This window comes from Shewanella sp. POL2, assembly GCF_000282755.1.
Classification (GTDB): domain Bacteria; phylum Pseudomonadota; class Gammaproteobacteria; order Enterobacterales; family Shewanellaceae; genus Shewanella; species Shewanella xiamenensis.
The window spans coordinates 1-23,599 of the sequence record NZ_AKZL01000071.1 but is presented as its reverse complement, the minus strand read 5'-3'; the positions used below and the strand labels follow the sequence as shown (position 1 = coordinate 23,599).

16 protein-coding genes, 1 rRNA gene and 2 pseudogenes are annotated in these 23,599 nt (G+C 46.1%); 6 read left to right on the top strand and 13 right to left on the bottom strand.

Annotated features, from left to right (window positions below):
* Positions 1-225 precede the first annotated feature (225 nt).
* Positions 226-341, top strand: a 5S ribosomal RNA gene (rrf, locus tag SHEWPOL2_RS16635).
* A gap of 259 nt (positions 342-600) precedes the next feature.
* Entirely contained in the window at positions 601-3,051 is a 2,451-nt protein-coding gene (locus SHEWPOL2_RS16630; RefSeq protein ID WP_037429862.1) for an EAL domain-containing protein, read from the top strand.
* Here SHEWPOL2_RS16630 and SHEWPOL2_RS16625 read toward each other — a convergent pair.
* Positions 3,008-4,020, bottom strand: a pseudogene (locus SHEWPOL2_RS16625) (alpha/beta fold hydrolase). The gene SHEWPOL2_RS16630 and the pseudogene SHEWPOL2_RS16625 overlap by 44 nt on opposite strands.
* Positions 4,021-4,121: 101 nt before the next feature.
* Complete coding sequence (locus SHEWPOL2_RS16620; protein WP_037429861.1) at positions 4,122-5,924, bottom strand: DUF885 domain-containing protein; 1,803 nt, start codon at positions 5,922-5,924, stop codon at positions 4,122-4,124.
* Positions 5,925-6,135: 211 nt separating this feature from the next.
* Between SHEWPOL2_RS16620 and add the strand changes: the two genes are divergently transcribed.
* Complete coding sequence (gene add, locus SHEWPOL2_RS16615; protein WP_011718822.1) at positions 6,136-7,131, top strand: adenosine deaminase; 996 nt, start codon at positions 6,136-6,138, stop codon at positions 7,129-7,131.
* 71 nt (positions 7,132-7,202) lie between these two features.
* Here add and hemN read toward each other — a convergent pair whose 3' ends face one another.
* The 5 genes from hemN to SHEWPOL2_RS16585 all read right to left on the bottom strand — a co-directional run bounded on the left by hemN (position 7,203) and on the right by SHEWPOL2_RS16585 (position 12,094).
* On the bottom strand, positions 7,203-8,579 hold the full coding sequence (gene hemN / locus SHEWPOL2_RS16610) for an oxygen-independent coproporphyrinogen III oxidase (RefSeq protein ID WP_081990920.1): 1,377 nt from the start codon (positions 8,577-8,579) through the stop codon (positions 7,203-7,205).
* 257 nt (positions 8,580-8,836) lie between these two features.
* Positions 8,837-9,304 (bottom strand): DUF2489 domain-containing protein, encoded by a 468-nt coding sequence (locus SHEWPOL2_RS16605; RefSeq protein ID WP_037429860.1) that lies wholly within the window; start codon positions 9,302-9,304, stop codon positions 8,837-8,839.
* Between the two features lie 68 nt (positions 9,305-9,372).
* Complete coding sequence (gene yihI / locus SHEWPOL2_RS16600; protein WP_037424074.1) at positions 9,373-9,924, bottom strand: Der GTPase-activating protein YihI; 552 nt, start codon at positions 9,922-9,924, stop codon at positions 9,373-9,375.
* An 82-nt stretch (positions 9,925-10,006) separates the two neighbouring features.
* Positions 10,007-10,645 carry a class I SAM-dependent methyltransferase gene (locus SHEWPOL2_RS16595; RefSeq protein WP_037429866.1) on the bottom strand — a complete coding sequence of 213 codons (639 nt, stop codon included), beginning with the start codon at positions 10,643-10,645 and terminating at the stop codon, positions 10,007-10,009.
* A gap of 825 nt (positions 10,646-11,470) precedes the next feature.
* Positions 11,471-12,094, bottom strand: coding sequence for a c-type cytochrome (locus SHEWPOL2_RS16585; protein WP_037424071.1), 624 nt, complete (start codon positions 12,092-12,094; stop codon positions 11,471-11,473).
* A 169-nt stretch (positions 12,095-12,263) separates the two neighbouring features.
* Between SHEWPOL2_RS16585 and yihA the strand changes: the two genes are divergently transcribed.
* Positions 12,264-12,923 carry a ribosome biogenesis GTP-binding protein YihA/YsxC gene (gene yihA, locus SHEWPOL2_RS16580; RefSeq protein WP_037424068.1) on the top strand — a complete coding sequence of 220 codons (660 nt, stop codon included), beginning with the start codon at positions 12,264-12,266 and terminating at the stop codon, positions 12,921-12,923.
* A 994-nt stretch (positions 12,924-13,917) separates the two neighbouring features.
* Here the strand turns inward: yihA and polA are convergent.
* On the bottom strand, positions 13,918-16,686 hold the full coding sequence (gene polA / locus SHEWPOL2_RS16575) for a DNA polymerase I (protein WP_037429858.1): 2,769 nt from the start codon (positions 16,684-16,686) through the stop codon (positions 13,918-13,920).
* Between the two features lie 385 nt (positions 16,687-17,071).
* On the opposite strand from polA, the gene elbB reads away from it, so the two are divergent.
* Positions 17,072-17,728 carry an isoprenoid biosynthesis glyoxalase ElbB gene (elbB, locus tag SHEWPOL2_RS16570; RefSeq protein WP_037429856.1) on the top strand — a complete coding sequence of 219 codons (657 nt, stop codon included), beginning with the start codon at positions 17,072-17,074 and terminating at the stop codon, positions 17,726-17,728.
* Positions 17,729-17,805: 77 nt separating this feature from the next.
* On the opposite strand, the gene glpG is transcribed toward elbB, so the two are convergent.
* The 5 genes from glpG to SHEWPOL2_RS16545 form a co-directional block, all read right to left on the bottom strand.
* Entirely contained in the window at positions 17,806-18,648 is an 843-nt protein-coding gene (glpG, locus tag SHEWPOL2_RS16565; RefSeq protein ID WP_037429854.1) for a rhomboid family intramembrane serine protease GlpG, read from the bottom strand.
* A complete protein-coding gene (gene glpE, locus SHEWPOL2_RS16560) occupies positions 18,645-18,950 on the bottom strand; it encodes a thiosulfate sulfurtransferase GlpE (RefSeq protein WP_037429864.1) in 306 nt (101 codons plus the stop codon). Before glpE ends, glpG begins: the two co-directional genes overlap by 4 nt.
* Positions 18,951-19,048: 98 nt before the next feature.
* Positions 19,049-20,074, bottom strand: coding sequence for an L-threonine 3-dehydrogenase (gene tdh, locus SHEWPOL2_RS16555; protein WP_037429853.1), 1,026 nt, complete (start codon positions 20,072-20,074; stop codon positions 19,049-19,051).
* A gap of 11 nt (positions 20,075-20,085) precedes the next feature.
* Positions 20,086-21,279: a glycine C-acetyltransferase gene (locus SHEWPOL2_RS16550; protein WP_037429852.1), complete on the bottom strand. Its 1,194-nt coding sequence runs from the start codon at positions 21,277-21,279 to the stop codon at positions 20,086-20,088.
* A 259-nt stretch (positions 21,280-21,538) separates the two neighbouring features.
* Positions 21,539-22,186 (bottom strand): TetR/AcrR family transcriptional regulator, encoded by a 648-nt coding sequence (locus tag SHEWPOL2_RS16545; protein WP_037429850.1) that lies wholly within the window; start codon positions 22,184-22,186, stop codon positions 21,539-21,541.
* A 245-nt stretch (positions 22,187-22,431) separates the two neighbouring features.
* On the opposite strand from SHEWPOL2_RS16545, the pseudogene waaA reads away from it, so the two are divergent.
* Positions 22,432-23,599 (top strand): annotated as a pseudogene (gene waaA / locus SHEWPOL2_RS16540) (lipid IV(A) 3-deoxy-D-manno-octulosonic acid transferase); the annotation flags it as partial.

Below are 23,599 nucleotides of genomic sequence, written 5' to 3'. Positions count from 1 at the left end.
TGTGTAAGCGTTGTGAGGCGTTGAGCTAACTGATACTAATGACTCGAGAGGCTTAACCATACAACCCAGATGGGTTTTGCTAAGTAGCACTTAGACGAATATGAACACTTAAGAAGTGATACTCAATACAGCTTTCCGAATTATTAAATAAGATAAGAGCAGATTTTAGTTCCTAGAATCTAGCAGCACGGAGTGCGCTCTCGAGTCTTGTTTAAACCAAATTTGCTTGGTGACAATAGCATTGTGGTCCCACCTGATCCCATCCCGAACTCAGAAGTGAAACGCAATCGCGCCGATGGTAGTGTGGGGTCTCCCCATGTGAGAGTAGGTCATCGCCAAGCGCCTAAATAAACAATGAAGCCAGCTGAATAAGCTGGCTTTTTTGTTTTTGAAATTTCAAATAGCCTGCTTTTTGTAACATAGCTATCCCATATTCAAAACATCTAAATGTTATTAGATGATTACAATCAATCACTGTCTTAATTTTTTAGGTAGTGCTCTCCAAAATACTCGTATTTATGTTAAGTCTTTTTGCTTAGTCGTAGGTTTACCGTTAGCATACAGGGCGTCTATTTCTTTATTTAAGATCATAAGCTACCAATGCTTCGCAAACTCTCACTCGCCGTATTAATTCCTGTGTGTATGCTGACACTTTATTTAGTGTTAGTGACGGCTGAGTATTTTTATGAGAGTGAACTGGTGCGTAAGGAGTTAGCTGATCGTCAAGTGAGTCAGATAAAACAGCAGCTTTTGCGTATGCAGGCTGTCGTTCAGTCAGCACAGGCACTGCAAGATATTGAGCGGATTGAGCAGGAAGTGTCTCTAGCAACCTTAGATATGAATGTGATGGTTTATATCTTGCTTGATGCGAACAGTCGGATCCGTTTTGCTAATCATACTGTTTGGCGCGATAGCAATGCGATAGAAGTGATTGATGGATATGATGTGCTTAGACATCATGTCGTAGTGCAATCAGGTCAGGCAAGTATTTCGGTCAATCCAGAAAGGTTATCAATTCAAGCTTATTATCCAGTTGACGCCCAGTATCCTGGGGCCACAGAGCTGCTTTATCTTGAATCTGATCTAGCCCCTTTGGTCGCGAGAGCATCAAGCGAGTTACAACAGCGATTTATGCGTGTGTGGGGGCTTGGGGCGTTGCTGCTTATTGGCTTTACATGCGTGTTATATTATCTGCTAATACGTCCACTGAAGCTGTTATGCAAATCGGCACAACATGTCGGCACATCGGCATTTTCTACTCAAGTACCTTGGAGTGCGTCCGAGATTTTATCCCTGCAAACAAACCTACAATTGGTTCATGATCGGTTAGCGCGAGCGGTTAAACAGCTTAATGATAGTGAACAGCGTTGGTTATTTGCCGTTGAAGGGTCGCGCAATGGTATTTGGGATTGGGATCTTCGTACTGGCGAAGTGTTTCTCTCCGACCGCTGGAAAGAAATGATAGGTTATCAACCCGATGAACTGGAAGGGGTATTCCAGACATGGGAAACACGTTTGCATCCCGAGGATAGACGGGCTGTATTGCATTGCTTACAGGAATATGTGAGCGGAAAAACAAAAGAGTTTGAGAGTGTTCATCGCTTACAGCACCGCGAAGGGCATTATGTCTGGGTATTTGACCGTGGCATGTTAGTCGACTGGGACCATCTTGGTAGACCGACTCGGATGATAGGCATTCATGTCGATGTATCAGAGAGTGAGAGAAACCATGCTGCGATTGCGGAGTTAGTGAAGCAATCGGCAGGTGGTCATCGGATGCTTCCTGAAGTATTTATGGCGCAATTGTCACATTACCTGACTCAACGTAATAGTTCTGGCCAGTGGGGAGCATTATTATTCGTTAATGTCGATACCTTAGGCGTTAGCGAGGCATTATCATCCCACGAACTTGAGCGTTTACTGTCGCAGTTAAGTGCAAGGCTCTCGAGTTATTTTACAGAGAACATTGTCGTTGCTCATATTGAACTTGGTCATTTTGCTCTTTTAATTAAGGAGTTGGCCGTTGATGCTGAGATTGCAGGGCGTCGTGCATTAGCTTTGGCAACCGAGTTAAGACAAATTACGATTCGCCCTTTCCATTATGGAGAGTCTCATTTTAGTTTGAGTGCCAACGTGGGTATTTGTTTATTAGATCCCGTCGATACTCTCACTCCAGAACTCGTGGTTCAGCGTGCGCAACTCGCAATGAAGTGTGCTCTGTCACTGGAGCATGAGGGATGCGCGTTTTATCATCCAGACTTAGCGTCTGCTGTTGATCCTGAATCGTCATTAATCAGTGCATTACAACATGCGATTACTGACAATCAACTCTCTTTGATGTTCCAGCCTGTTGTTGATAGGCAAGGCAAAATTGTTTCTGCAGAGGTTTTATCTCGCTGGTATTTAACCAATGGTGAAATTGTGCCTGTAGCGCAGTTTATTCGCTTAGCTGAGCATAATGGATTAATCGCCGCGCTTGATTTAAATGTTGCCGATCGAGTTTGTCTGTTAGTCAAACAGTTTAAGCAACAGGGCATCATTCTGCCGCGTATGACTTTGAATATAAGTACCTTATCTTTTTGCCAAGCTGATTTTGTAGATCAATTTATTACTTTAGTTCGTTCCTATGAGCTTGATGATAAGCAACTGGGGGTTGAACTTGCTGAGGGTATATTGCTTACCGCTAACGCTTTTGTTGAGCCACGTATCCGACAGTTAACAGAGGCTGGTATTGCGATTACATTAGATAACTTTGGTGCTGGTCAGTGCGCCTTAAGTTGCCTACACCACTACCCGCTTACAGAAGTTAAGTTAGATTTGCATTGTGCTGCAAGCTTGCTGGTTGATGCCAGTTGGAGCCAAGCGCTTATTCAATCGATACAATCTTTTAAACTGCCGATAGTGGCGAAAGGTGTCGAATCTGTACAGCAACAGCAGCTATTTACAGCCTTAGGATGTACGCACTTTCAAGGCTACAATATCGCTCGAGCCTTGAGTTTTAATGATTTTATACAGCTTGCTTGTCCACGTCCCTTGTTGCGTAGCGTTTAAAAAAGTCGAGTACGTAATTGAGTGCTTGATTGCGATAGCTATCTTTCTCCATAAAAATTTCATGGGCAGCACCTGCAATCACTTTTAGTTGGCAATTAGAACTCACCGCAAGATTTTGTGCGGCATTGTCGACAATTTTATCCTCACCAGCTTGTAGGATCAGAATGGGTGTGCGGATATGTGCCGTGGCCAAGACACAGGCATCGGCCGCATCTAAAGATTCAGTCAACCAGCGGTTAGTGGGTGAGCCTAACTGCAACTTTGGCGCCGCATCGTACAACTCTCGGTAGGCTTGATAACGACTCTGGCAATGGGTGAGATCATTTCCCTTAAAGGGAGCGGCCTTATAGTTTTGCCCGCTGAGAACATAGTTAGGCTCTCCACCGTTGAGGCTAGTATCAAGCTTACTGGCTAACCAACGGACAAATCCTTTGGGCATGGGTAACTTAATACCATACATGGGGGCTGAGAATGCCGCCGCGGTAAACACATCCGGATGTTGTTTGAGATACAAGGTACCGATGGCGCCGCCCATGGAATGTCCGAGCAAGAACAGTGGCGAAGTGGCATGTTTGAGTACAACGGTTTGCATAAATAGGGCAAAGTCGTCGATATAGTCATTAAACCGCCGCACGTGGCCTTGATGGGGGTTGGCCGTCATGCGGCTCGATAACCCTTGGCCGCGGTGATCGATGGCAAACACCGAATAGCCTTGCTGATACAGGTCAAATACCAATTCTTGATACTTTAAGTAGGATTCAACCCGGCCGCTGCTGATGACTATGCTGGCATGGGCCTTGGGATGCTTGACCATCATATAGGCCAAGGTTAATCCATCGGGGGGTTGAGTGTGTCTTGGACAACGGTTTGCCAAAAGGCTTGCTGTTCAGAAGTATTTAAATCGTGTTCCGTTGAAAAAGCTACCTTGGAAAACTCTTCCCTTGGAAAGTTTAGGGGCGTTTGGCTCATACTCTGTCGCACATCTCGGGCAAAAAGGTTTGCTAGAGTGTATCAGAGAACTGGGGCGGGCAGGAAAGGGAGCAGGAAAATACCCGCTCCCTTGGATGAGCTTAAATCGCGGCTTTTTGCGTTTCGATAAAGTCGTTTATCTGCTGCTCCAGCACCGACATAGGCACAGAACCATTCTCTAATACGGCGTCGTGGAAGGCACGAATATCAAATTTATCGCCTAAGGCTTGCTCGGCTTTCGCGCGCAGGCGTTTAATGGTGAGCTCACCAATTTTGTAGGAGAGCGCTTGCCCTGGCCAAGTAATGTAACGATCAATCTCAGTAGTCACATTATGGAGCGACAACGCCGTGTTGCTCGCCATAAACTCGATGGCTTGCTCTCGACTCCAGCCTTGGGCGTGCATCCCCGTATCGACAACGAGGCGAGCTGCGCGCCACATCTCGTAAGTGAGGCGTCCAAAGTTACTGTAAGGGTCTTGATAGAATCCCGCTTCTAAGCCTAAGTACTCGCTATACAATCCCCAACCTTCACCAAAGGCCGAAATGTAGCTATAGCGACGAAAATCAGGCAACGAGCTCAGTTCGGAGTTAAGTGAAATCTGCAGATGATGTCCGGGCACAGCTTCGTGTAGCGTTAGCGCTTCGAGTTCATAGAGCGGGCGCTTATCTAAGGCGTAGGTATTAACCCAGTAGTAACCCGGCTCGTCATCACGATTAGAGCCTGAATAACGGCCTGAAGTGTATTTAGGGGCAATTTCGGCCGGCACTGGCGCGATACCGTAGGGTTTTCGCGGCAATTTACCAAAATATTTGGGCAACATGGCATCGGCTTTTTTGGCAATAAAGGCCGCCTCTTTCAGGAGCTGATCCGCACTGGTGGTATAAAACTGGGGATCGGTTCTTAAGAAATGTAAAAAGTCGGCAAAGCTGCCTTTAAAGCCAACAGACTTAATGACTTGCTCCATTTCCTGGCGGATACGCTTAACTTCTTTTAAACCAAGTTCGTGCACTTCGGCCGAGGTCATATTTAAGGTTGTGTAGTAGCGAACGCGGTTCTCATAGAAGGCATCACCATCGGGTAAGCTGTTGGCGGCAATATTTTCCCGAGTGTTGGGCATATACTCCTGAGTCATAAAATCATAAAAAGCCTGATAGGTCGGGATTACATTTTGTTCGACTAAGATTTTGCCTTCTTGGGTGAGCTGTGCTTTTTGCACCTCGGTAAAGTGGCTTGGATATTGAGTAAATGGCTTGAAATAACTGCTTTTATCTACCGGTAAGATGTAAGCACTAATGCTGTTTTCAAATCCCTTGAGCGTCGCCTTAGGCGGTGTAATGCCTTCCTTTAAGCCTTGTTTTAACCAATGGGTTTGCTGGGCAAAATAGGTCGGTAGTGCCTTAAGCTTACCTAGGTAGTTTTGGTAATCCTCTAGGGTGTTGAATCGCCCTTGTGCAATGGAAGATATGTAGGCGTGGAAGCCGCTCTCTGCGGTGATTGGCAGGTAGTAATCCTTGTATTTATAGAGATCAACCTCATTTTGGATCTGATCCTCGAGGATTTGGGCGTTGATTTTATCTTCTTTACTCAGCTTGCTGCGATCCAGTGCTTTCAATTGGGCCAGAATGGCAATTTGTCCTTGATTGAGCTTGGCTAAGGCTTCTGGTGACAGATCTTGTAGTTTACCCGCAGCACTTTTGTCCCCCATTCCATAGGCCATTTCTGGGCTGGCACTGAGTTGGAGTTGCCAACTTTGATCCACAATCGCTTGCAGTGCTGGTGCCATAGTTTTGGCTGGCGCCTGCGCTGTAGTGATGGTTGTCGGTGTATGTTCGATAGGAGTTTGAGCTGTGCTACAGGCAGTTAGGGCGCAAATCAGTAAGCTTGGGGTAAAGAGTTTATGCATGATTTATCTCGGATATTTTCGTTGTTATTGAAGTCATTATGCCTGAGGTTTACCCCAGATTCTTGTACGCATATTAAGCAGAATTGTGACTGAATGTGAATTTAAATCCTGCCCTTAGCTAAGTGCCACCCAAGAATGCGTGTTAAACTTAGTGTCCGCCCTAGACCAAATAACAAAAGCATTGGCTGGGTAGTTCACATAGGGGTTAATTATGATCAATACATCCATTCCATTGGTGGATTTGCATCGTCACTTAGATGGTAACGTGCGAGTGAACACCATTTGGGAACTCGGACACCAACATGGCATTGCTTTGCCTGCCGATTCTTTAGAGACTCTCGCGCCATTTGTACAAATTCAGGGGAAAGAAACCAGCTTAGTCGCCTTCTTGAAGAAGCTTGACTGGATGGTGGCCGTTCTCGCTGATTTAGATGCGGTAAAACGTGTCGCCTATGAAAACGTGGCCGATGCGGCGTTATCTGGCCTTGATTATGCGGAGCTGCGTTTTAGCCCATATTACATGGCGATGAACCATAAGCTACCGATTGAAGGTGTGGTTGAAGCGGTTATCGATGGGGTGAAAGCAGGCCTGAAAGATTATCAAGTTAAGATCAATCTTATCGGGATTATGTCGCGCTCCTTCGGCCAAGCCGCTTGTACTCAGGAGCTTGAAGGTCTACTCGCCCATAAACAACACTTAGTCGCGATGGATTTAGCTGGCGATGAGTTAGGTTTTCCTGGCGAGTTGTTTAATGAGCACTTTAAGCGAGTGCGAGACGCGGGCTTAGCGATTACCGCCCATGCGGGCGAAGCGGCGGGTTCGCAAAGTATGTGGCAAGCGATTCAGGAGTTGGGCGCGACACGTATCGGCCATGGGGTGAATGCGATTCACGATCCTAAGCTGATGGAATATCTCGCTAAACATCGTATTGGTATCGAATCTTGCCCAACCAGCAACCTGCACACCTCGACAGTGTCTTCCTATGCTGAACATCCCTTCAGAACCTTTATGGATGCTGGTGTGTTGATAAGCCTTAACACCGATGATCCGGGTGTGAGTGCGATTGATATCAAGCATGAATACCGCATTGCTAAGTCTGAACTGGGACTAAGTGATGCTGAGCTGGCTCAGGTGCAACGCAACGGGGTGGAAATGGCGTTTTTATCCGAGAGTGAGCGTAAGGCGCTGTATGCGGCTAAAGCTTAAGTAATCAGCTCTATTTCCCAATAAAAAATCCGACATTTGAGTCGGATTTTTTTATTGGAGATGTGTCAGTGTTAGATCACACGGGAGAACTGTTGTTGACGCGCTTTTTGACGGTAGTAAAGGTCGAAGCACATACAGATATTGCGGATCAACAGGCGGCCCGTTGGGCTGATGGTGATCTTTCTGTCGGCGATTTCAACTAATTTATCATCGATAAAGGTTTGCAGCAGTTTTAAGTCTTCGGCGAAGTATTCCTCAAACTTAATCCCCAGTTTTTCGTCCATTTTTGCCATATCTAAATCGAAGTGGCAGATGAGTTGTTTGATCACGACGCGGCGGATTTCGTCATCACGGTTCAGGCTACAACCTTTCCACAGCGCATGTCCGTCTTTGTCGATGGCTTCGTAGTAAGGACGAATGTCCTTCTGGTTTTGCGCATAACAATCGCCGATTTGGCTGATTGAAGACACGCCAAGACCGAGCAGGTCGCATTCTTCTTGGGTGGTATAACCCTGGAAGTTGCGATGCAGTTTGCCTTCGCGTTGTAACTTAGCCAGCTCATCGTCGGGCTTAGCGAAGTGGTCCATGCCAATGTACTGATAACCTGCGCCAGTTAAGGTCTCGATCGTTTGATGCAACATCTCGAGTTTTTGTTTCGGCGAAGGTAAGTGTTCATCTTTAATCTTACGCTGCGCGGCAAAACGTGCAGGTAAGTGGGCATAGTTGAATACAGATAGACGGTCGGGCGACAGGTCTAACACGCGCTGCATGGTGGCGGCGAATGTTTCGGGTGTCTGGTGTGGCAGACCGTAAATTAAGTCGATATTGGTTGAGACGAATCCCATGGCCTTGGCTTTGGCCATTAAATCGAAAATAAATTGCTCGTCCTGCTCGCGGTTAACTGCGACTTGTACTTCTTTATTGAAGTCCTGCACCCCGATAGAAATGCGGTTAAAGCCTGCTTCTTTTAAGGTATCGAGCATTGAAAGCTCAATCTCACGCGGGTCAACTTCGATCGAGAACTCACCTTCAGCGGCAAAGTTAAAGTTAGCCTTGATTAAGTCGGTTAACTTCAAAATTTGCTCTGGATTTAAGAAGGTTGGAGTGCCGCCGCCCCAGTGCATTTGGGTGACTGTGTAGTGCTTAAACAGCGGAGCACGCTTAATAATTTCGAGGCTTAAATACTCAATGTATTGATCAGCCTTGTGGGCGTGGCGAGTGATGACTTTATTACAGCCACAGTAGTAGCAAAGTTTGGCGCAGAAGGGGATGTGAATATACAGCGACAGTTTGTCACTCTTACTGTTTTCAATCGCCGTTAACAGGTTTTGTTCAGTGAATGAATCATCGAACTCTAGCGCCGTTGGATAAGAAGTATAACGGGGACCGCTGTAGTTATATTTTTCGATCATCGACTGATCCCAGCTTATCTGAGTGGGCTGCTTCAAGGCGTGTCCTCCGAGGGTAAATTAGCAACAAACGAAGTATGCAAGGTTCTTAGGTAAATAACCTTGATCTAGGTTGTAAAAATGATGTCTGCCATTTTAGAAGTTACGCAATATCTATGAAAAAAGAGCGTGTGTCTGTCGTTTTTTGGAGGTTTTGTGCACAGGCTCACGGGAAGTCGCACTCTATGTGATGAACGGATTTAAATTGATCGCCTCGAAACCGATCCAAATTTGGCTTCGAGACGGAGTAAGCGTTTTTAGTGCGGTGCTTTTAGCTGATAAGTCGACAACTTTTTAGCATCTTCGTTAATACCTTCGGCAAGCTCAGCTTCAGATTTCATTCGTGTAAAATCGAGTTTCATTCGATCTTGCTTTGGCAGAGCTTGGCGGGCTTCCATAATCGGATGATTTTTAATTAACTCAAAATGTTGGAAGAGTGCAGGAAACTCTGGTGCGACTCGCTCGCTGAGGGATAAAATCTCAAACAAACGCCCAATCCTGACCACGCCTTCGGAGATTTCACAGCGGTCTTCAATCATGGCTGTCGCAATATAGCGGATATCTTCGAGTACTTGTGCTCGTTTGGCATTAGCTGCCACTTCGCGCTCGGCAAAAAGCGCTTGTTGACGGTGTTTTTGTTGCTTGAGTTTGAGGAGTAAAAAAGTGGCGTAGCTACTGAGGGCAACAATAATGATAAAACCAAGAACGATAAGAGTGGTAGACACGAGAACTCCTTGTTCAGAAAGCATAAAAACAAAACATAATCGTTTTGTTTTTATGCATATTCTAAGATTTAAAACTTATCTTGATAATCTTTTAGCAGTTCGGCACCTGATTCAAAGCGATCGAACAGGTCGTCATCTGAATCAGCTTTAGATTTCGCTGGCACTTCATCTTCTAGCTCATCGCTAATACCCAGTTTAATCATCAGGGCTTCAATCTTATTCAGCTGCTGATCTAACCATTTTTGATCGGCATCATTTAAGTTGCGACCTTCTTCTAGCATATCGAGCAACTGATTTAGTCTTGGATCTTCTTCCAGCTTCAGTAATTTTTGCTCGTCAGTTAACTTTGGCTGCTTAACCTTTGGCGTGGCTGGCTTTTCTGTCGCGGTTGGCAACGTCAAAGCCACAGGTTTTTTACTGCCATGGCGAGGATCTTTGCTCTGTGCAGCCTTTTTCTGTGGTGCTTGAGCCTGGATCAGCGCTTCATTATGACGACTGCCAGACTTGTTACCCTTTTCTGCGCGCTTGCCTGTTACTTCAGCACGGTCCTGCTTTTTCACTCTTGGCTGTTGTTTGGGGCTATTCTCGCCGCCCTTGCGTGTTTTCTTGCTACGAGACATGATTTTCTCAATTATTTACATCGTATGGCCTAGCCGATACTGGATCGACTAAGTGCTAAATTCGGTCGGCTGTTATACCAGATTATGATGTTTTTTGCATCAAAACGAGGTCTTTCGCGGCAAATAATAGTTCAAAATCACTATTACTCGCTAGGTATTCAAAAGTTAGTCTTTGGTAAAAACTCACGTGAGTGAGATTGTTTTTATAATGCCACTTAGCAAAACCTTCTAAATCAATTAATAAAGGAGTACTAATTGCTAACCAGCCTCCTGGTTTAAGCAAGCGGGTCAGTAATCTCCATTCTTTGAAGGGATACTGAAAATGCTCAAATACTCGGTAGCAGCAAATAAAATCATACTCTTGCTTTAGAGGTTCATGGTCAGGAGCAAAGAAAGGGTCATATTGCTTGAAGGTGTGCCCCGCCGATTCAATGGTCGCCAGACTGGTTTGATCTAACACGCGTCCAAAATTTAAGCCCGTAAGGCTACCTTTTTGCTGCAGTTGTATTTGTGTCAGTAGCGGCAAAATAAATTGCGAGAGTTGGCGTTGTTTGGCGGCAATCCGCGAACGGCCATAGCGCTGCTTTTCTGCCGCAGGAGGCAGATGGCTATTTGCATCAGCAAAAGTGAGTCCGCATGTCTGGCAAATATAAAAACACCGTTTTTTGTCCTGTAGGAGCAACAGTGTTTGTGTGCTATGACAAAGGGGACATCTGCGCATTGAGTCAACTGATAAAAGATTAAGGCTTTGATTGTAACAATTATATTTGCAGAGTGCACTTTCTAGACAAAGTGCGTTTTGACTGAAAATCACAAAGAAAAAAGGCGGCAGTTAAACTGCCGCCTTACAAACAGTGCATTTTAGCACCCTATTCTGATTCCAAGTATCCGTACTTGCTATGCGACTTTCCCGGTCGGTATCTTTCTTTTTTTACTGCTTTCCCTGCGTGTTTTTGTTAGCGGTCTTCCAGACTCTTAATTCTTTCCTGTCGCCATCCTGACCACAGTTTCCGTAGATGGTCTCAAGACACATCTTTTATAGCAGCGTCATCAATGACGTTAAATCAACCATCCTTGTTACTTGAAGTACCTTCCAGTGATAACAAGCTTCCAGCCAGTGCATCCAAAGCGATTAGCTTCCTTTGCTACAGTTTACATCATGTAAAACTGTGTCCTGATGGGGCAAGTTACCCTGAATGTAAGGCGTTTTGCTTTCGCAAATTGGCGTTATCGGCCGTCCCTTACAAAAATGTACTGACCTGGATTTCAAAGCGAAATCACTGCTCTTGTTATTATTAGAGAGTGGTCTTAGTTATATTGTTGTTATTGAGAGTCTTTATTCTTATATCTTGAATGTTAATTATACCGAAATCTGTAAGTTATTATTAATTTATTTGTACAAACAGATGGGTTTATCTCGGTACGGGGCTTATTAAACCCAAATCTGTGATCCATGTCAAGCATGAATCTTTATCAGTTTACGTTAACGTAAACTAGGCAGTGTAAAAAAAGGGTGACAACACACCCTTCTTTACATCGCTAAACCTTATTTCAGGCTAGCAAGATATTTAGATAGTGCATCGATATCACTGTCATTTAACTTCTTAGCGACATCTTGCATCATACCGTTTAGGTCGTTGTGACGACCTGCATCACGGAACTTAGTCAGTTGGATCTTGATATAGTTAGCGTGTTGACCGGCTAATGCTGGGAAACCGGCTGATTCAGCCCCTTTACCATCTGGACCGTGACATGCCATACATGCAGTGATGCCGCGTGACACATCGCCACCTTTGTAAAGTTTTGCACCTAGCTCAGGAACATCTTTCACCTCAGCAACTTGGATTGCTTGAGTAGAGAAATATGCAGTAATGTCGAGAATATCTTGATCACTAAGAGGCATTGCCATACCACTCATGATAGGATCCATACGACCATCTTTACCGCCAGATTGTGCCGCACTACGGAAATCATGTAGTTGCTTTTGGAGGTATGTGGCGTGTTGGCCCGCAAGCTTAGGGTACATATCGATCATGCTGTTACCGTCCATACCGTGACAGGCAGAACAGACGATAATTTTAGTTTTTCCCGCTTCAGCATTACCTTCAGCAATCGCAGGTGAAGATATGGCGGCAACTACAACAGACAGCGCAAGAGCTAACTTTTTCATGGCGTTCCAACTTCTGGTTAAGATTATTATCCTGAGCTTACTAGGGTGACCCGCAAGCGTGGTAAAATATGTTTAATGTGATCGGGGTAATATTTTACACGAAAACGTGGAAAAGTAAGCAATTCTTCATAAATTATGGTATTGCGCAGTAAATATATTGGAGTAAATAGTGACTGAATCTCATATAGATTTTCGCAGGGCGAAGTTTTTAATCAGTGCACCAGACATTGCACATTTGGATCAATATCTGCCTGGCGATGTCGGTGTTGAGATTGCTTTTGCTGGTCGCTCAAATGCTGGAAAATCGAGTGCGCTCAATGCATTAACTGAGCAAAAAAACTTGGCTCGTACCAGTAAAACGCCTGGACGTACTCAACTGATTAACGTATTTGAGCTTGATGCACAGCGTAGATTAGTCGATTTACCGGGTTATGGTTTTGCCCAAGTGCCATTAGCCATGAAGATTAAATGGCAACAATCTCTAGGCGAGTATTTACAGAAGCGTGCTTGTTTAAGTGGTGTTGTGGTTTTAATGGATATCCGTCATCCCCTAAAAGATCTGGATATGCAGATGATTGAATGGGCGGTGGCGAGTGAAATTCCGGTACTCGCATTACTGACTAAGTCTGATAAGCTGGCGCAAAGCGCGAAGATGAAAACCGTGAACGAAGTGCGTAAAGCGCTGGTTGAGTTTGGAGATTGGGTACAGGTTGAGCCTTTTTCTGCGCTCAAGGGCACGGGCAAACCTAAAGTGCTCAGTATCTTAAATGAATGGTGTCATCCGCAATGGTTGGCCGATGAGTTAGAAAACCAAGACGGCGCCGAGTAAGTCTTTTGCTTTATGGTCGGATGCCACAAGTGCATTCGGCCATCTTCCCCTGCGATATCCCGCTCTATCCCCTTATAAAACAATTGATTTTCAACTCTCAACACTCAAGTTTCAGGCAAAAAAATAGCCGATAACAATAGTCACCGGCCAAAGTTTTAGCTCTTTTGGGGAGAAGCTAAATTCAACAAGACTCAAGCACCATCAAATTACCTTCAATGGTTCTCAATGACGACAGCATACATCGAATTTATCTTTTATTAAAGTAAATACTCTAAAATTTACTCGCCTTTGTTGAAATCATCCCTAGAGCGAAAAAAAAGCAAAAAAAAGCCCCAGCAAACAAGTTGCTGGGGCGCCAGAATTTGGCTCGTCACTATAAGTGAAATAAAGGTCTGAAAGATAGAACATCTTAACCTCTGTACCCTACGCAGAGAATAATACGCTATTTATCTTTAAATGGAAAACAGTTTTTTTGAAAAAGTGATAATTGTGTGCGATAGATCTCAAGTTTTAGGTGAAAAAATCAGCGGTGTTTGATCTAAACTTTTCAAAAAGAGTATCTAAACCACTGTTTTAGCTAAATAGACTGTATTTTTAGTACAGAATTGATCAATTCTTCAGATTTAATGTTTTTACTCTATTTTGATGATTGTTGTTGGTTGTATCCATCAGCGAACGATTGTTTAGGCTTGTGTGGAGTGTCTCGCGGATAGCAGGTTGTGCTTATGCCGGCGTTAAAGCAGCGAGAATTGAGGGGAGATTACATTTAGTAACAGAGAGTATTGTATAGGGTCGAATGCTATTTCCCGCTCTTAAGGCGACTTAGCCCTTAAGGTTTTCGCCTACGTAAGCAACTTCTCGCCATGTTGTCCTCTGTGGCGTCGATTTTAGCGGTATATAAAAGTCGCACCAAATACAAAGGCCCATCCTTTAATGAATGAGCCTTAGTAAGTGTTAGCAATGAGGTTCGAAGCTAAAGTCTACAGTTTAAATGCTAGTGGGCTTGATCCCAGTTATCACCAATGCCGGCTTCGGCTAGGAGTTCTACATCCAGATTGGCCGCTTTGGCCATGAGTTCACACACCTTGAGCTTGAGTTTTTCAGCTTTATCGGCATCGACTTCGAACACTAATTCGTCGTGCACTTGCATGATCATGGCGATTTCACCTTGGGTATCAGTTTTTATCCAATCGGCAATGCTGATCATGGCTTTTTTAATGATATCCGCGGCGGTGCCTTGCATTGGGGCGTTAATCGCGGCTCTTTCTGCTGCTTGGCGGCGCATTGCATTACGGTCGCGAATTTCGGGTAAATACAAACGGCGACCAAATAGCGTAGAGACATAGCCTAGCTCTGCTGCACTGGCTCGTGTTTCTTCCATATACCTTAATACGCCAGGATAGCGGGCGAAGTAAGTGTCTATATAGGTTTGTGCCTCGTTGCGGGGGATGTCGAGCTGACGCGCTAATCCAAAGGCGGACATACCATAGATCAGGCCAAAGTTAACGGCTTTGGCGCGGCGACGCTGCTCCGAGGTTACGCTGTCAAAGTCGGTGCCAAATACTTCGGCGGCGGTGGCTCTGTGAATGTCTTTGCCTTCGGCGAAGGCTTTGAGTAAGCCTGCGTCTTGGGATAAATGCGCCATGATACGCAATTCAATCTGTGAATAGTCGGCGGCTAAAATCTTACGTCCCTGCGGTGCAATAAAGGCTTGGCGAATACGACGACCTTCCTCGGTGCGGATAGGAATATTCTGTAGGTTAGGTTCGCTCGAGGATAAACGCCCCGTTGCGGCATTGGCCTGATGGTAGCTTGTGTGTACTCGGCCGGTTTTAGCGTTCACCATTAAAGGTAACTTATCGGTGTAAGTACTCTTTAACTTGGTCAGGCTGCGATGCTCAAGGATCACCTTAGGCAAAGGAAAATCTAATGCCAATTCGACCAGCACTTCTTCGGCGGTGGATGGTGCACCCTTAGGCGTCTTTTTGATAACCGGATAACCCAGCTTTTCAAAAAACAGCACTTGCAGTTGCTTTGGTGAACTTAAATTGAATTTTTCACCAGCAATATCATAAGCTTTAGTTTCTAACTCATCGATTTTACGGGCAAGTTCATCACTCTGTTGACCAAGCAACATACTATCGATAAACACACCTTGGCGTTCAATATCGGACAGAATTTGGATCAGCGGCAGTTCAATATCGGTAAAAACTGAGGCTAATTCAGCTTCTTTTTCGAGTCTTGGCCACAAGTGTTGATGTAGGCGTAGCGTAATATCGGCATCTTCCGCCGCATAGGGAGCTGCTGTTTCCAACGAAATTTGGTTGAAGGTTAGCTGTTTAGCACCTTTACCGGCGATATCTTCAAAGGCGATATTTTTATGGCCCAGATATTTTAGCGCCAACCCATCCATATCATGGCGTGAGGCGATCGAGTTAAACACATAGGATTCGAGCATAGTGTCGAATACCACGCCTTGGAGTTTTATGCCTGCATTGGCTAATACGCTGATGTCATATTTCAGGTTTTGACCGACTTTTTTGATCTTGGCATCTTCGAGTAAGGGGCGAAGTTTTTCGAGTGCAGTCTGCTTATCTAATTGTTGAGGTGCGCCAACATAGTCGTGGGCTAAAGGCAGATAAGCGGCTTTTCCTGCTTCCACTGCGAAGGACATGCCAACAAGTTCCGCAACCATATAGTCGAGGCTGGTGGTCTCGGTATCTACGGCCATTAATGGCGCTTGTTTGAGTTTGGCAATCCACTCATCAAGCTGAGCTTCGGTCAGAATTGTATCGTATTGGGTTTCAATCGTGACGCTGGGCGCTGACTCTTCTTGGGTCTCTGTTGTTTCGGCTTTTGCTGCGACCGTCGCTGGCGCCTTATTATCTAAGACTTCGGCAAGCCAGCGTTTAAACTCCATCTCGCCGTAGCATTTGATCAGTTCGTCCCTGTCAGCGGGTTTGGCGGTGAGCTCATGCCAATCTTGTTCGAGTTCAACATCGGTTTTAATGGTGGCAAGCTCATAGGACAGCTTTAGCATGTCGGCATTGTCGATGATTTTCGCCGCCATGGTTTTTGCGCCCCTAAAGCCTAATTCGGTTACTTTTTCGGGCTCTGCAAGCAAATTGGCTACACTACCCGCCCCCGTGAGCATAGCTAATGCGGTTTTTTCGCCAACACCAGGTAAACCGGGAATGTTATCCGCCTTATCGCCCATCAGCGCTAAGAAATCGATAATTCTGTCTGGACCTACACCATATTTAGCCGCAACTTCTTCAGGGCCCATAATGGTATCTGTCATGGTGTTGATCAGCGTGATATTGTCATCAACCAGCTGCGCCATATCTTTATCGCCTGTACTGATGAGTACGGCGCGGTTTTCGCGGCTCGCTTGGCGAGCGATAGTGCCGATAACATCATCTGCCTCAACACCTGGGATAGAGATTAAGGGCAAGCCTAAGGCACGGATAATACGGTGCAGGGGTTCAATTTGTGAGCGCAGGTCATCCGGCATCGGTGGTCGATGCGCCTTGTATTCTTCATATAAGTCATTGCGGAAAGTTTTGCCTTTAGCGTCGAACACCACAGCGATATGACTAGGTTGATAACGGCTTAATAGGCTGCGGAGCATATTCACTACGCCATAAACTGCACCAGTAGCTTCGCCCTTTGAGTTTGTCAGGTGAGGAGGCGCATAATAGGCGCGATATAAATAAGAAGATCCATCCACAAGGACAAGTGGGTTATTGGCTATGGTCGGCATAAGTAATTTTCGTTTATCGATGACTTAGATGGCGCTAAGCATGCCACAGAAGTGGTATTTCAGCCATGGCAAATTGACCCTCAGCCTGTGGATAACTCTGTGAGTGAAAAAGTCAACTGTGAATAATGGCGATAATTACGGCTTGGTGCGATATTTTTAAGTTGTTGATTTTTATGTTTTTATAATATTTGTGTGAGTTCAATACTGTTTCTTGAAAAATCTTCCTGATTTGTGGATTTTTTATTGACTCCGTAAAATACCTAGAGGCTGGCTTAATTTTCACCGACCCTTAGATTCGACGAACTAAGTTAGCACGATTTTTAAGCAGATCAACCATTTTGTTTACAGTTTGTTAAAACCAAATGACATAAGAAGGATATTTATAATGAAAAAAATCGCAGTATTACTCAGTGGGTGCGGTGTTTTCGATGGAACAGAGATCCATGAATCGGTTTTAACGTTATTATCTCTATCGAAAGCCGGGGCTCAATATCAGTGTTTTGCTCCTGATATCAATCAGATGCATGTTGTTAATCACTTCACTGGTGAAGTAGACAAGTCGGCGACACGAAATGTGCTGGTTGAATCGGCGCGTATCGCCCGCGGCGAAGTAAAGGCTACGACCGAACTCGATATCAGCGACTTTGATGCGCTAGTTATCCCTGGTGGTTTTGGGGCGGCGAAAAATCTGTGTAATTTCGCCACTAATGGCAGTGAGTGTGAAGTGAATCCACTCGTTACTGATTTTATTAATGAATTTATTCTTGCGAAAAAGCCTGTCGGCTTTATTTGCATCGCACCTATGATGATCCCGCGTTTATATGGGCACGGCGCTAAGGGCACTATCGGTAATGATGTGGATACGGTGGCAGCCTTTAATCTGATGGGCGGCAATCATCAGGCGGCGACTGTGCATGATATCGTGGTGGATGAGGATAATAAGATTGTTAGTACGCCCGCTTATATGTTGGCGGGGAATATTGCTGAGGCACACTCTGGCATCGAGAAGCTGGTCGCCAAAGTGCTAGAACTGGCCAAGTAATTACGCCTAAACACAGCAGGGTAAACTCTAAGGCTTACCCTGCATTTGTATCTGAATATGGAGGAAATCGCGGTGAGTTAGCGAGTAGCTTTACTGCGACTATCAAGCCAGCCTTGGGCGAGACCTATCAATAGCCCACCAATATGGGCGCCATTCGCAACTGAAACACCTAAGAAATCCGTAAAGCCTAACACCAGCCAAATCAACATAAACCCCATGTAGGAGGGCGGTAAACCTATACCCGCCTCTGGTTTACGTCGCCCCATGACCCAAGTGTAACCAGCGACCGCATATACTACGCCTGACAGCCCGCCAAAGTTGGGACCACTAACATAGTATTGGACGACATTGGGTAAAGTACCTGCGACCAGTAGCAGGATTAACAGCGGGGCTGTGCCTATGCGAGTCTCGATTTTTCCACCCAAATACCACCACCAGAGCAAATTGAAGATGATATGCATGGCCGAAAAGTGTAACAAGCTTGGGGTAAACACGCGCCAGAATTGGCTAATACCCGCGTCAGGCACCGCGCCAAAATAGGAGAGGGCTTGGTAAACGGGGCTGGCGAAGCCTAAATTCATCGCAGCATAAATCAGTACACAGAGGCCGAAGATGATAAGAGTAACTGGGCCTGCGCCTGTGATAAATTGGGTAAATAGCTGTAAAGAAGGAGCGCCATAGTCGAGCTTAGTATTGGTATCACCATGCTCCCATGAGGCTTGTAAGTATTTGTTATCGTAAGGATGAGCGATAAAATGGGCGAACTCTTTACGGGCTTGCTCGGCATCCTGATCGCGGATAACCAGAATAGCGACTCCCTGCGGTAATGGCTGAATTTGGCAGTCTATCTGTTCACCTTTGAGGTAATCGACAAAGGCCTGCGCGGCTCTGCTGTTGGGGAGTCTGCCAATCTCTATCATGCATTGGCCTCATGCCAAGCGCTAAAGCCACCATCTAGGCTATAAACGTCATCAAACCCTTGCTCACACAGATATTGCGCGGCATTTTGGCTGCTGATGCCATGGTAGCAAACCACCACTAAAGGACTGTCCATATCCGCTTGGCTAATAAAGTGCGCTAGATTCTCGTTATTCAAATTAAATGCGCCATCAATGTGGCCGTTGTTAAAGCTATGACCATCGCGAATATCGACGATTTGCACTGGCTTTGACTCGGTCATTTGCACTAATTGATTCACGCTAAGGTGTTTAAAGGAAGACATAATAAAACCTGAAATAACTGAAAAGGGATAAGCGATGGGATAAGTGTGCAACATGGGGCTGCATGTGTACAGCCCCGTGATTGGCATAGCTAAGAGAATTAATCCCAGCTGAGGATGACTTTACCGGATTGGCCCGAGCCCATAGCGTCGAAGCCTTTTTGGAAATCATCAATCTTGTAGTGATGGGTGATGATAGGCGAAATATCTAAGCCAGATTGGATCAAGCTTGCCATCTTGTACCAGGTTTCGAACATTTCACGGCCGTAAATGCCTTTGATGACCAGACCCTTGAAGATCACTTTGCTCCAATCAATCGCCATTTCGCCACCTGGAATGCCGAGCATCGCGATTTTGCCGCCGTGGTTCATGGTATCTAACATGGCGTGGAAGGCAGAAGGTACGCCAGACATTTCTAGACCCACGTCAAACCCTTCGGTCATTCCGAGTTCTTTCATCACGTCTTTCAGGTTTTCCTGAGCCACGTTAACGGCACGGGTAGCACCCATTTTACGGGCCAACTCTAAGCGGTATTCGTTAACGTCGGTAATGACCACATGGCGAGCACCAACGTGGCGACATACGGCCGCAGCCATAATACCGATAGGGCCCGCGCCAGTGATTAACACGTCTTCGCCCACTAAGTCGAATGACAGCGCTGTGTGTACTGCGTTACCGAATGGATCAAAGATAGAGGCTAAATCGTCGCTGATATCATCGGGGATTTTGAAGGCGTTAAAGGCCGGGATAACCAAATATTCGGCAAATGAACCTTCGCGGTTTACACCCACACCTGAGGTGTTACGGCATAAATGGGTACGACCAGCGCGGCAGTTACGGCAGTGGCCGCAGGTGATATGGCCTTCGCCAGAAACGCGGTCACCAATGTTAAAGCCACGAACTTCTTGACCGATATCAACCACTTCACCCACATATTCGTGACCTACCACCATAGGCACAGGAATGGTTTTTTGTGACCATTCGTCCCAGTTGTAGATGTGCATGTCGGTGCCACAAATAGCGGTCTTTTTAATCTTGATCAGCAGATCGTTGTGGCCCATTTCAGGCTTAGGCGCATCGACTAACCAAATGCCTTTTTCGGCTTTTAACTTGCTTAGTGCTTTCATTTTGTAGGGTCCTAAATAATCGCCATTTCTTTAGCGATACGGGTAAAGGCTTCAATCGCTTTGTCGAGTTGCTCACGGGTGTGGGCCGCCGACATTTGAGTACGAATACGGGCTTGTCCCTTTGGCACGACAGGGAATGAGAAGCCGATAACGTAAATATGTTCTGCTAATAAACGGTTAGCGAAATCGCTCGCCAGTTTGGCATCGCCAATCATCACAGGGATAATCGCGTGGTCGGCGCCGCCTAAGGTAAAGCCTGCCGCGGACATTTTTTCGCGGAAATAACGGCTGTTTTCCCATACCGCTTCACGCAGTGCTTGGCCCGATTTGAGCATCTCTAATACATGGATAGAGGCCGTTACAATCGAAGGCGCCAATGAGTTAGAGAATAGGTAAGGGCGAGAGCGTTGACGTAACCAGTCGATGACTTCTTTTTTACCTGAAGTGAAACCGCCCGATGCGCCGCCTAAGGCCTTGCCTAAGGTGCCGGTGATAATATCGACACGGCCCATTACGCCGCAGTGTTCGTGCGAACCACGGCCGTTGAGGCCAACAAAGCCCACGGCATGTGAGTCATCAACCATGACCAAGGCGCCGTATTTATCGGCTAAATCGCACACGCCTTGCAGGTTGGCGATGACGCCGTCCATTGAGAATACGCCGTCGGTGGCGATCAAAATATTGCGCGCGCCAGCTGCTTTTGCGGCGATCAATTGCGTTTCTAAATCCGCCATATCGTTGTTAGCATAACGGAAACGTTTGGCCTTACATAAACGCACGCCATCGATAATAGAGGCATGGTTTAAGGCGTCGGAAATAATCGCATCTTCGGCATCTAACAGGGTTTCGAACAGGCCCGCGTTGGCGTCGAAGCAAGAAGAGTACAGAATCGTGTCTTCCATGCCGAGGAACTCACTCAAGCTGGCTTCGAGTTGCTTGTGGATGTCTTGGGTTCCACAAATAAAACGGACCGACGCCATACCAAAGCCATGACTGTCTAAGCCTTGCTGTGCGGCTTTGATGAGTTCAGGATGATTGGCTAGGCCTAGATAGTTGTTGGCACAAAAGTTAACAACTTCTTGGTTATTTACTTGAATGGCTGTCTGTTGCGGTGAGGCAATAACACGCTCGCTTTTATATAAACCTTCGGCTTTGATATCCGCAAGCTGTTGATTAATCTGTGCGTAGAATGAGGTAGAGGCCACCTGATATCTCCTTAGTTAACTTTATTCTGATTCTGGGAGTTGCGGCATTCTAACGCTAAACCCTATCGGCCTACAGCCTTTTTTTCATGCAGGTTAGCTAGATAAATTAGTTTAGGGCTAAAGGGGTTGTTACATTATAAAAACTAATGTGCAACATGGTCGGCATGTATGTCGCATCACCGCCAACGGCATGAATTGAGCCCGCATTTAGCGCGTTTAACCTGTTGAGTTTAGCGCTAAATGCGACGGCGTTGGACGATTAAAGCGAATCTTGGGTCGCTAACTCGTGGTAGTGCTGCTCTAAACGACAGAAGGTCGCTTGGGAGGTTGGCGTGGCGTAGGCCTTAAAAATCATCAAAACCCGCAATACTCCTTCGTACAAAATGCCTTTAGTGATGGTGGACGTGCTCGACTGGGTAAGCTGATAACCAATCCAAAAACTCACAATCATCTTGATGGTGTCGGCAAGTGGGGTGATTTTATCGTTATCAATATTTAAAAAACCATCCTGCTTGAGTTTACCTAGCACGTGACTTGAACGGGTTAATACTTGCTGCTGGGCGTGCAAATAGCGGCTTTTTAATTCTTCATCGCGGGCGAGAATATCGGCCAGATTGGCGTACATAAAACGGAATTGCCACAGGGTGTAAAACATCGCGTCGAAATAGCCGATCAATTGCTCCACATTGACTTGCTCACCTTCATAGGGTTGGAATCCCGATTCGAGGTGCGCCTCGTAGAGACTGAAGATCGAGCGGATAATGTCTTCCTTATTACGGAAGTGATAATAAAGATTCCCGGGACTCATATTCAGGTGAGCGGCAATATGATTGGTGGTGATATTTCGTTCGCCGTGCTCATTGAATAGCTCAAGGCTGGCATAGATGATTTTGTCGCGGGTTTTCATATATTTTCCAAGTGGCTAGTGAACGCTACAAATTGATTAAAGAAGGCTAACCAACGACCGCTACACTGCTGGTAAATTATCCCTAATTTAAAATCGTATGGATTCATCCCAATGAACAAAAATTCAATACGATTGATATCCCCAAACAATCTCAAGAGGCTGAAACTCGTATCTTGAGGACGCTTGGGGATATTATGCTAACATTGCCACTATTCATCAGGCAAAAACTCATAAGCACGATTTTTATGAATCGATTTTTTTACAGTGTGCTGCTTTATCTATTATCCCCTCTGCTGATTGTCTATTTGGCGTTCCGTGCCATTAAAAGCCCTGATTACCGTGGCCGCTGGGGCGAACGCTTCGGATTAACACGACTGGCACCAACGGATTTACTGATCCACTCGGTTTCTATGGGAGAAACGCTGGCGGCGATTCCGTTAATCCGCCAGATCCAACAGGCGCATCCACAGCTTAAGATTACGGTCACAACCTCAAGCCCCACGGGTTCTGCTGAGGTGCGTAAAGCCTTTGGTGATCAAGTGCAGCACTGTTATTTGCCCTTCGATTTGCCTTGGTGCGTGAACCGCTTTCTGCGCCAGTTATCCCCCAAATGGTGCATCATTATGGAGACTGAGCTGTGGCCGAATCTCGTGGTGCTGGCGGCTAAGCGCGGCGTGCGCTTGATGCTCGCTAATGCTAGGTTGTCGGCCAAATCGGCGGCGCAGTATGCCAAGCGTCCACAGTTGAGTCGCCCCATGTTGCAACGTTTAGATGTGGTTGCGGTGCAGACGCAAGCCGAGGCGCAACGATTTATTGACCTTGGGGTGCCTGCTGATAGAGTCACTGTTTGCGGCAGTTTGAAGTTTGATTTAACTATCACCCCTGAACGATTAACCCTAGCACGAGAGCTAAGGCAGACTTGGGGGAAAGAGGCTGCGCCCGTGTGGGTGGCTGGGAGTGTTCACCCCGGTGAGTTTGATGCCATGCTGAGCGCCCATAAGCAGCTGCTCGCTAAATGGCCTGAGGCGTTATTGGTGATTGCGCCGCGTCATCCCGAACAGTTTGCGGCGGTGGCCGATGTTGTCGCCAGCCAAGGGTTTGAATTTGTGCGCCGCAGTGAGGCTCAAGCGATTACCGCCACGACGCAGGTGCTGGTGGGCGATACCATGGGTGAATTGCTAACCTTCTATGGCGCAGCCGATCAAGCCTTTGTGGGCGGACGTTAATTGAAAATGGTGGCCATAATCCCTTAGAACCCGTGGCCATGGGCGTACCTGTGATGGTGGGGCCGAATCATTGGGACTTTGCCCAAATTACCCAAATGTTGGCTGACGCGGGCGGCCTGCGAATTGTGAGTTCAGGCCAAGAGTTGGGTGAGAATTTAATTCAGTATTTTGAACAACCTGCGTTACG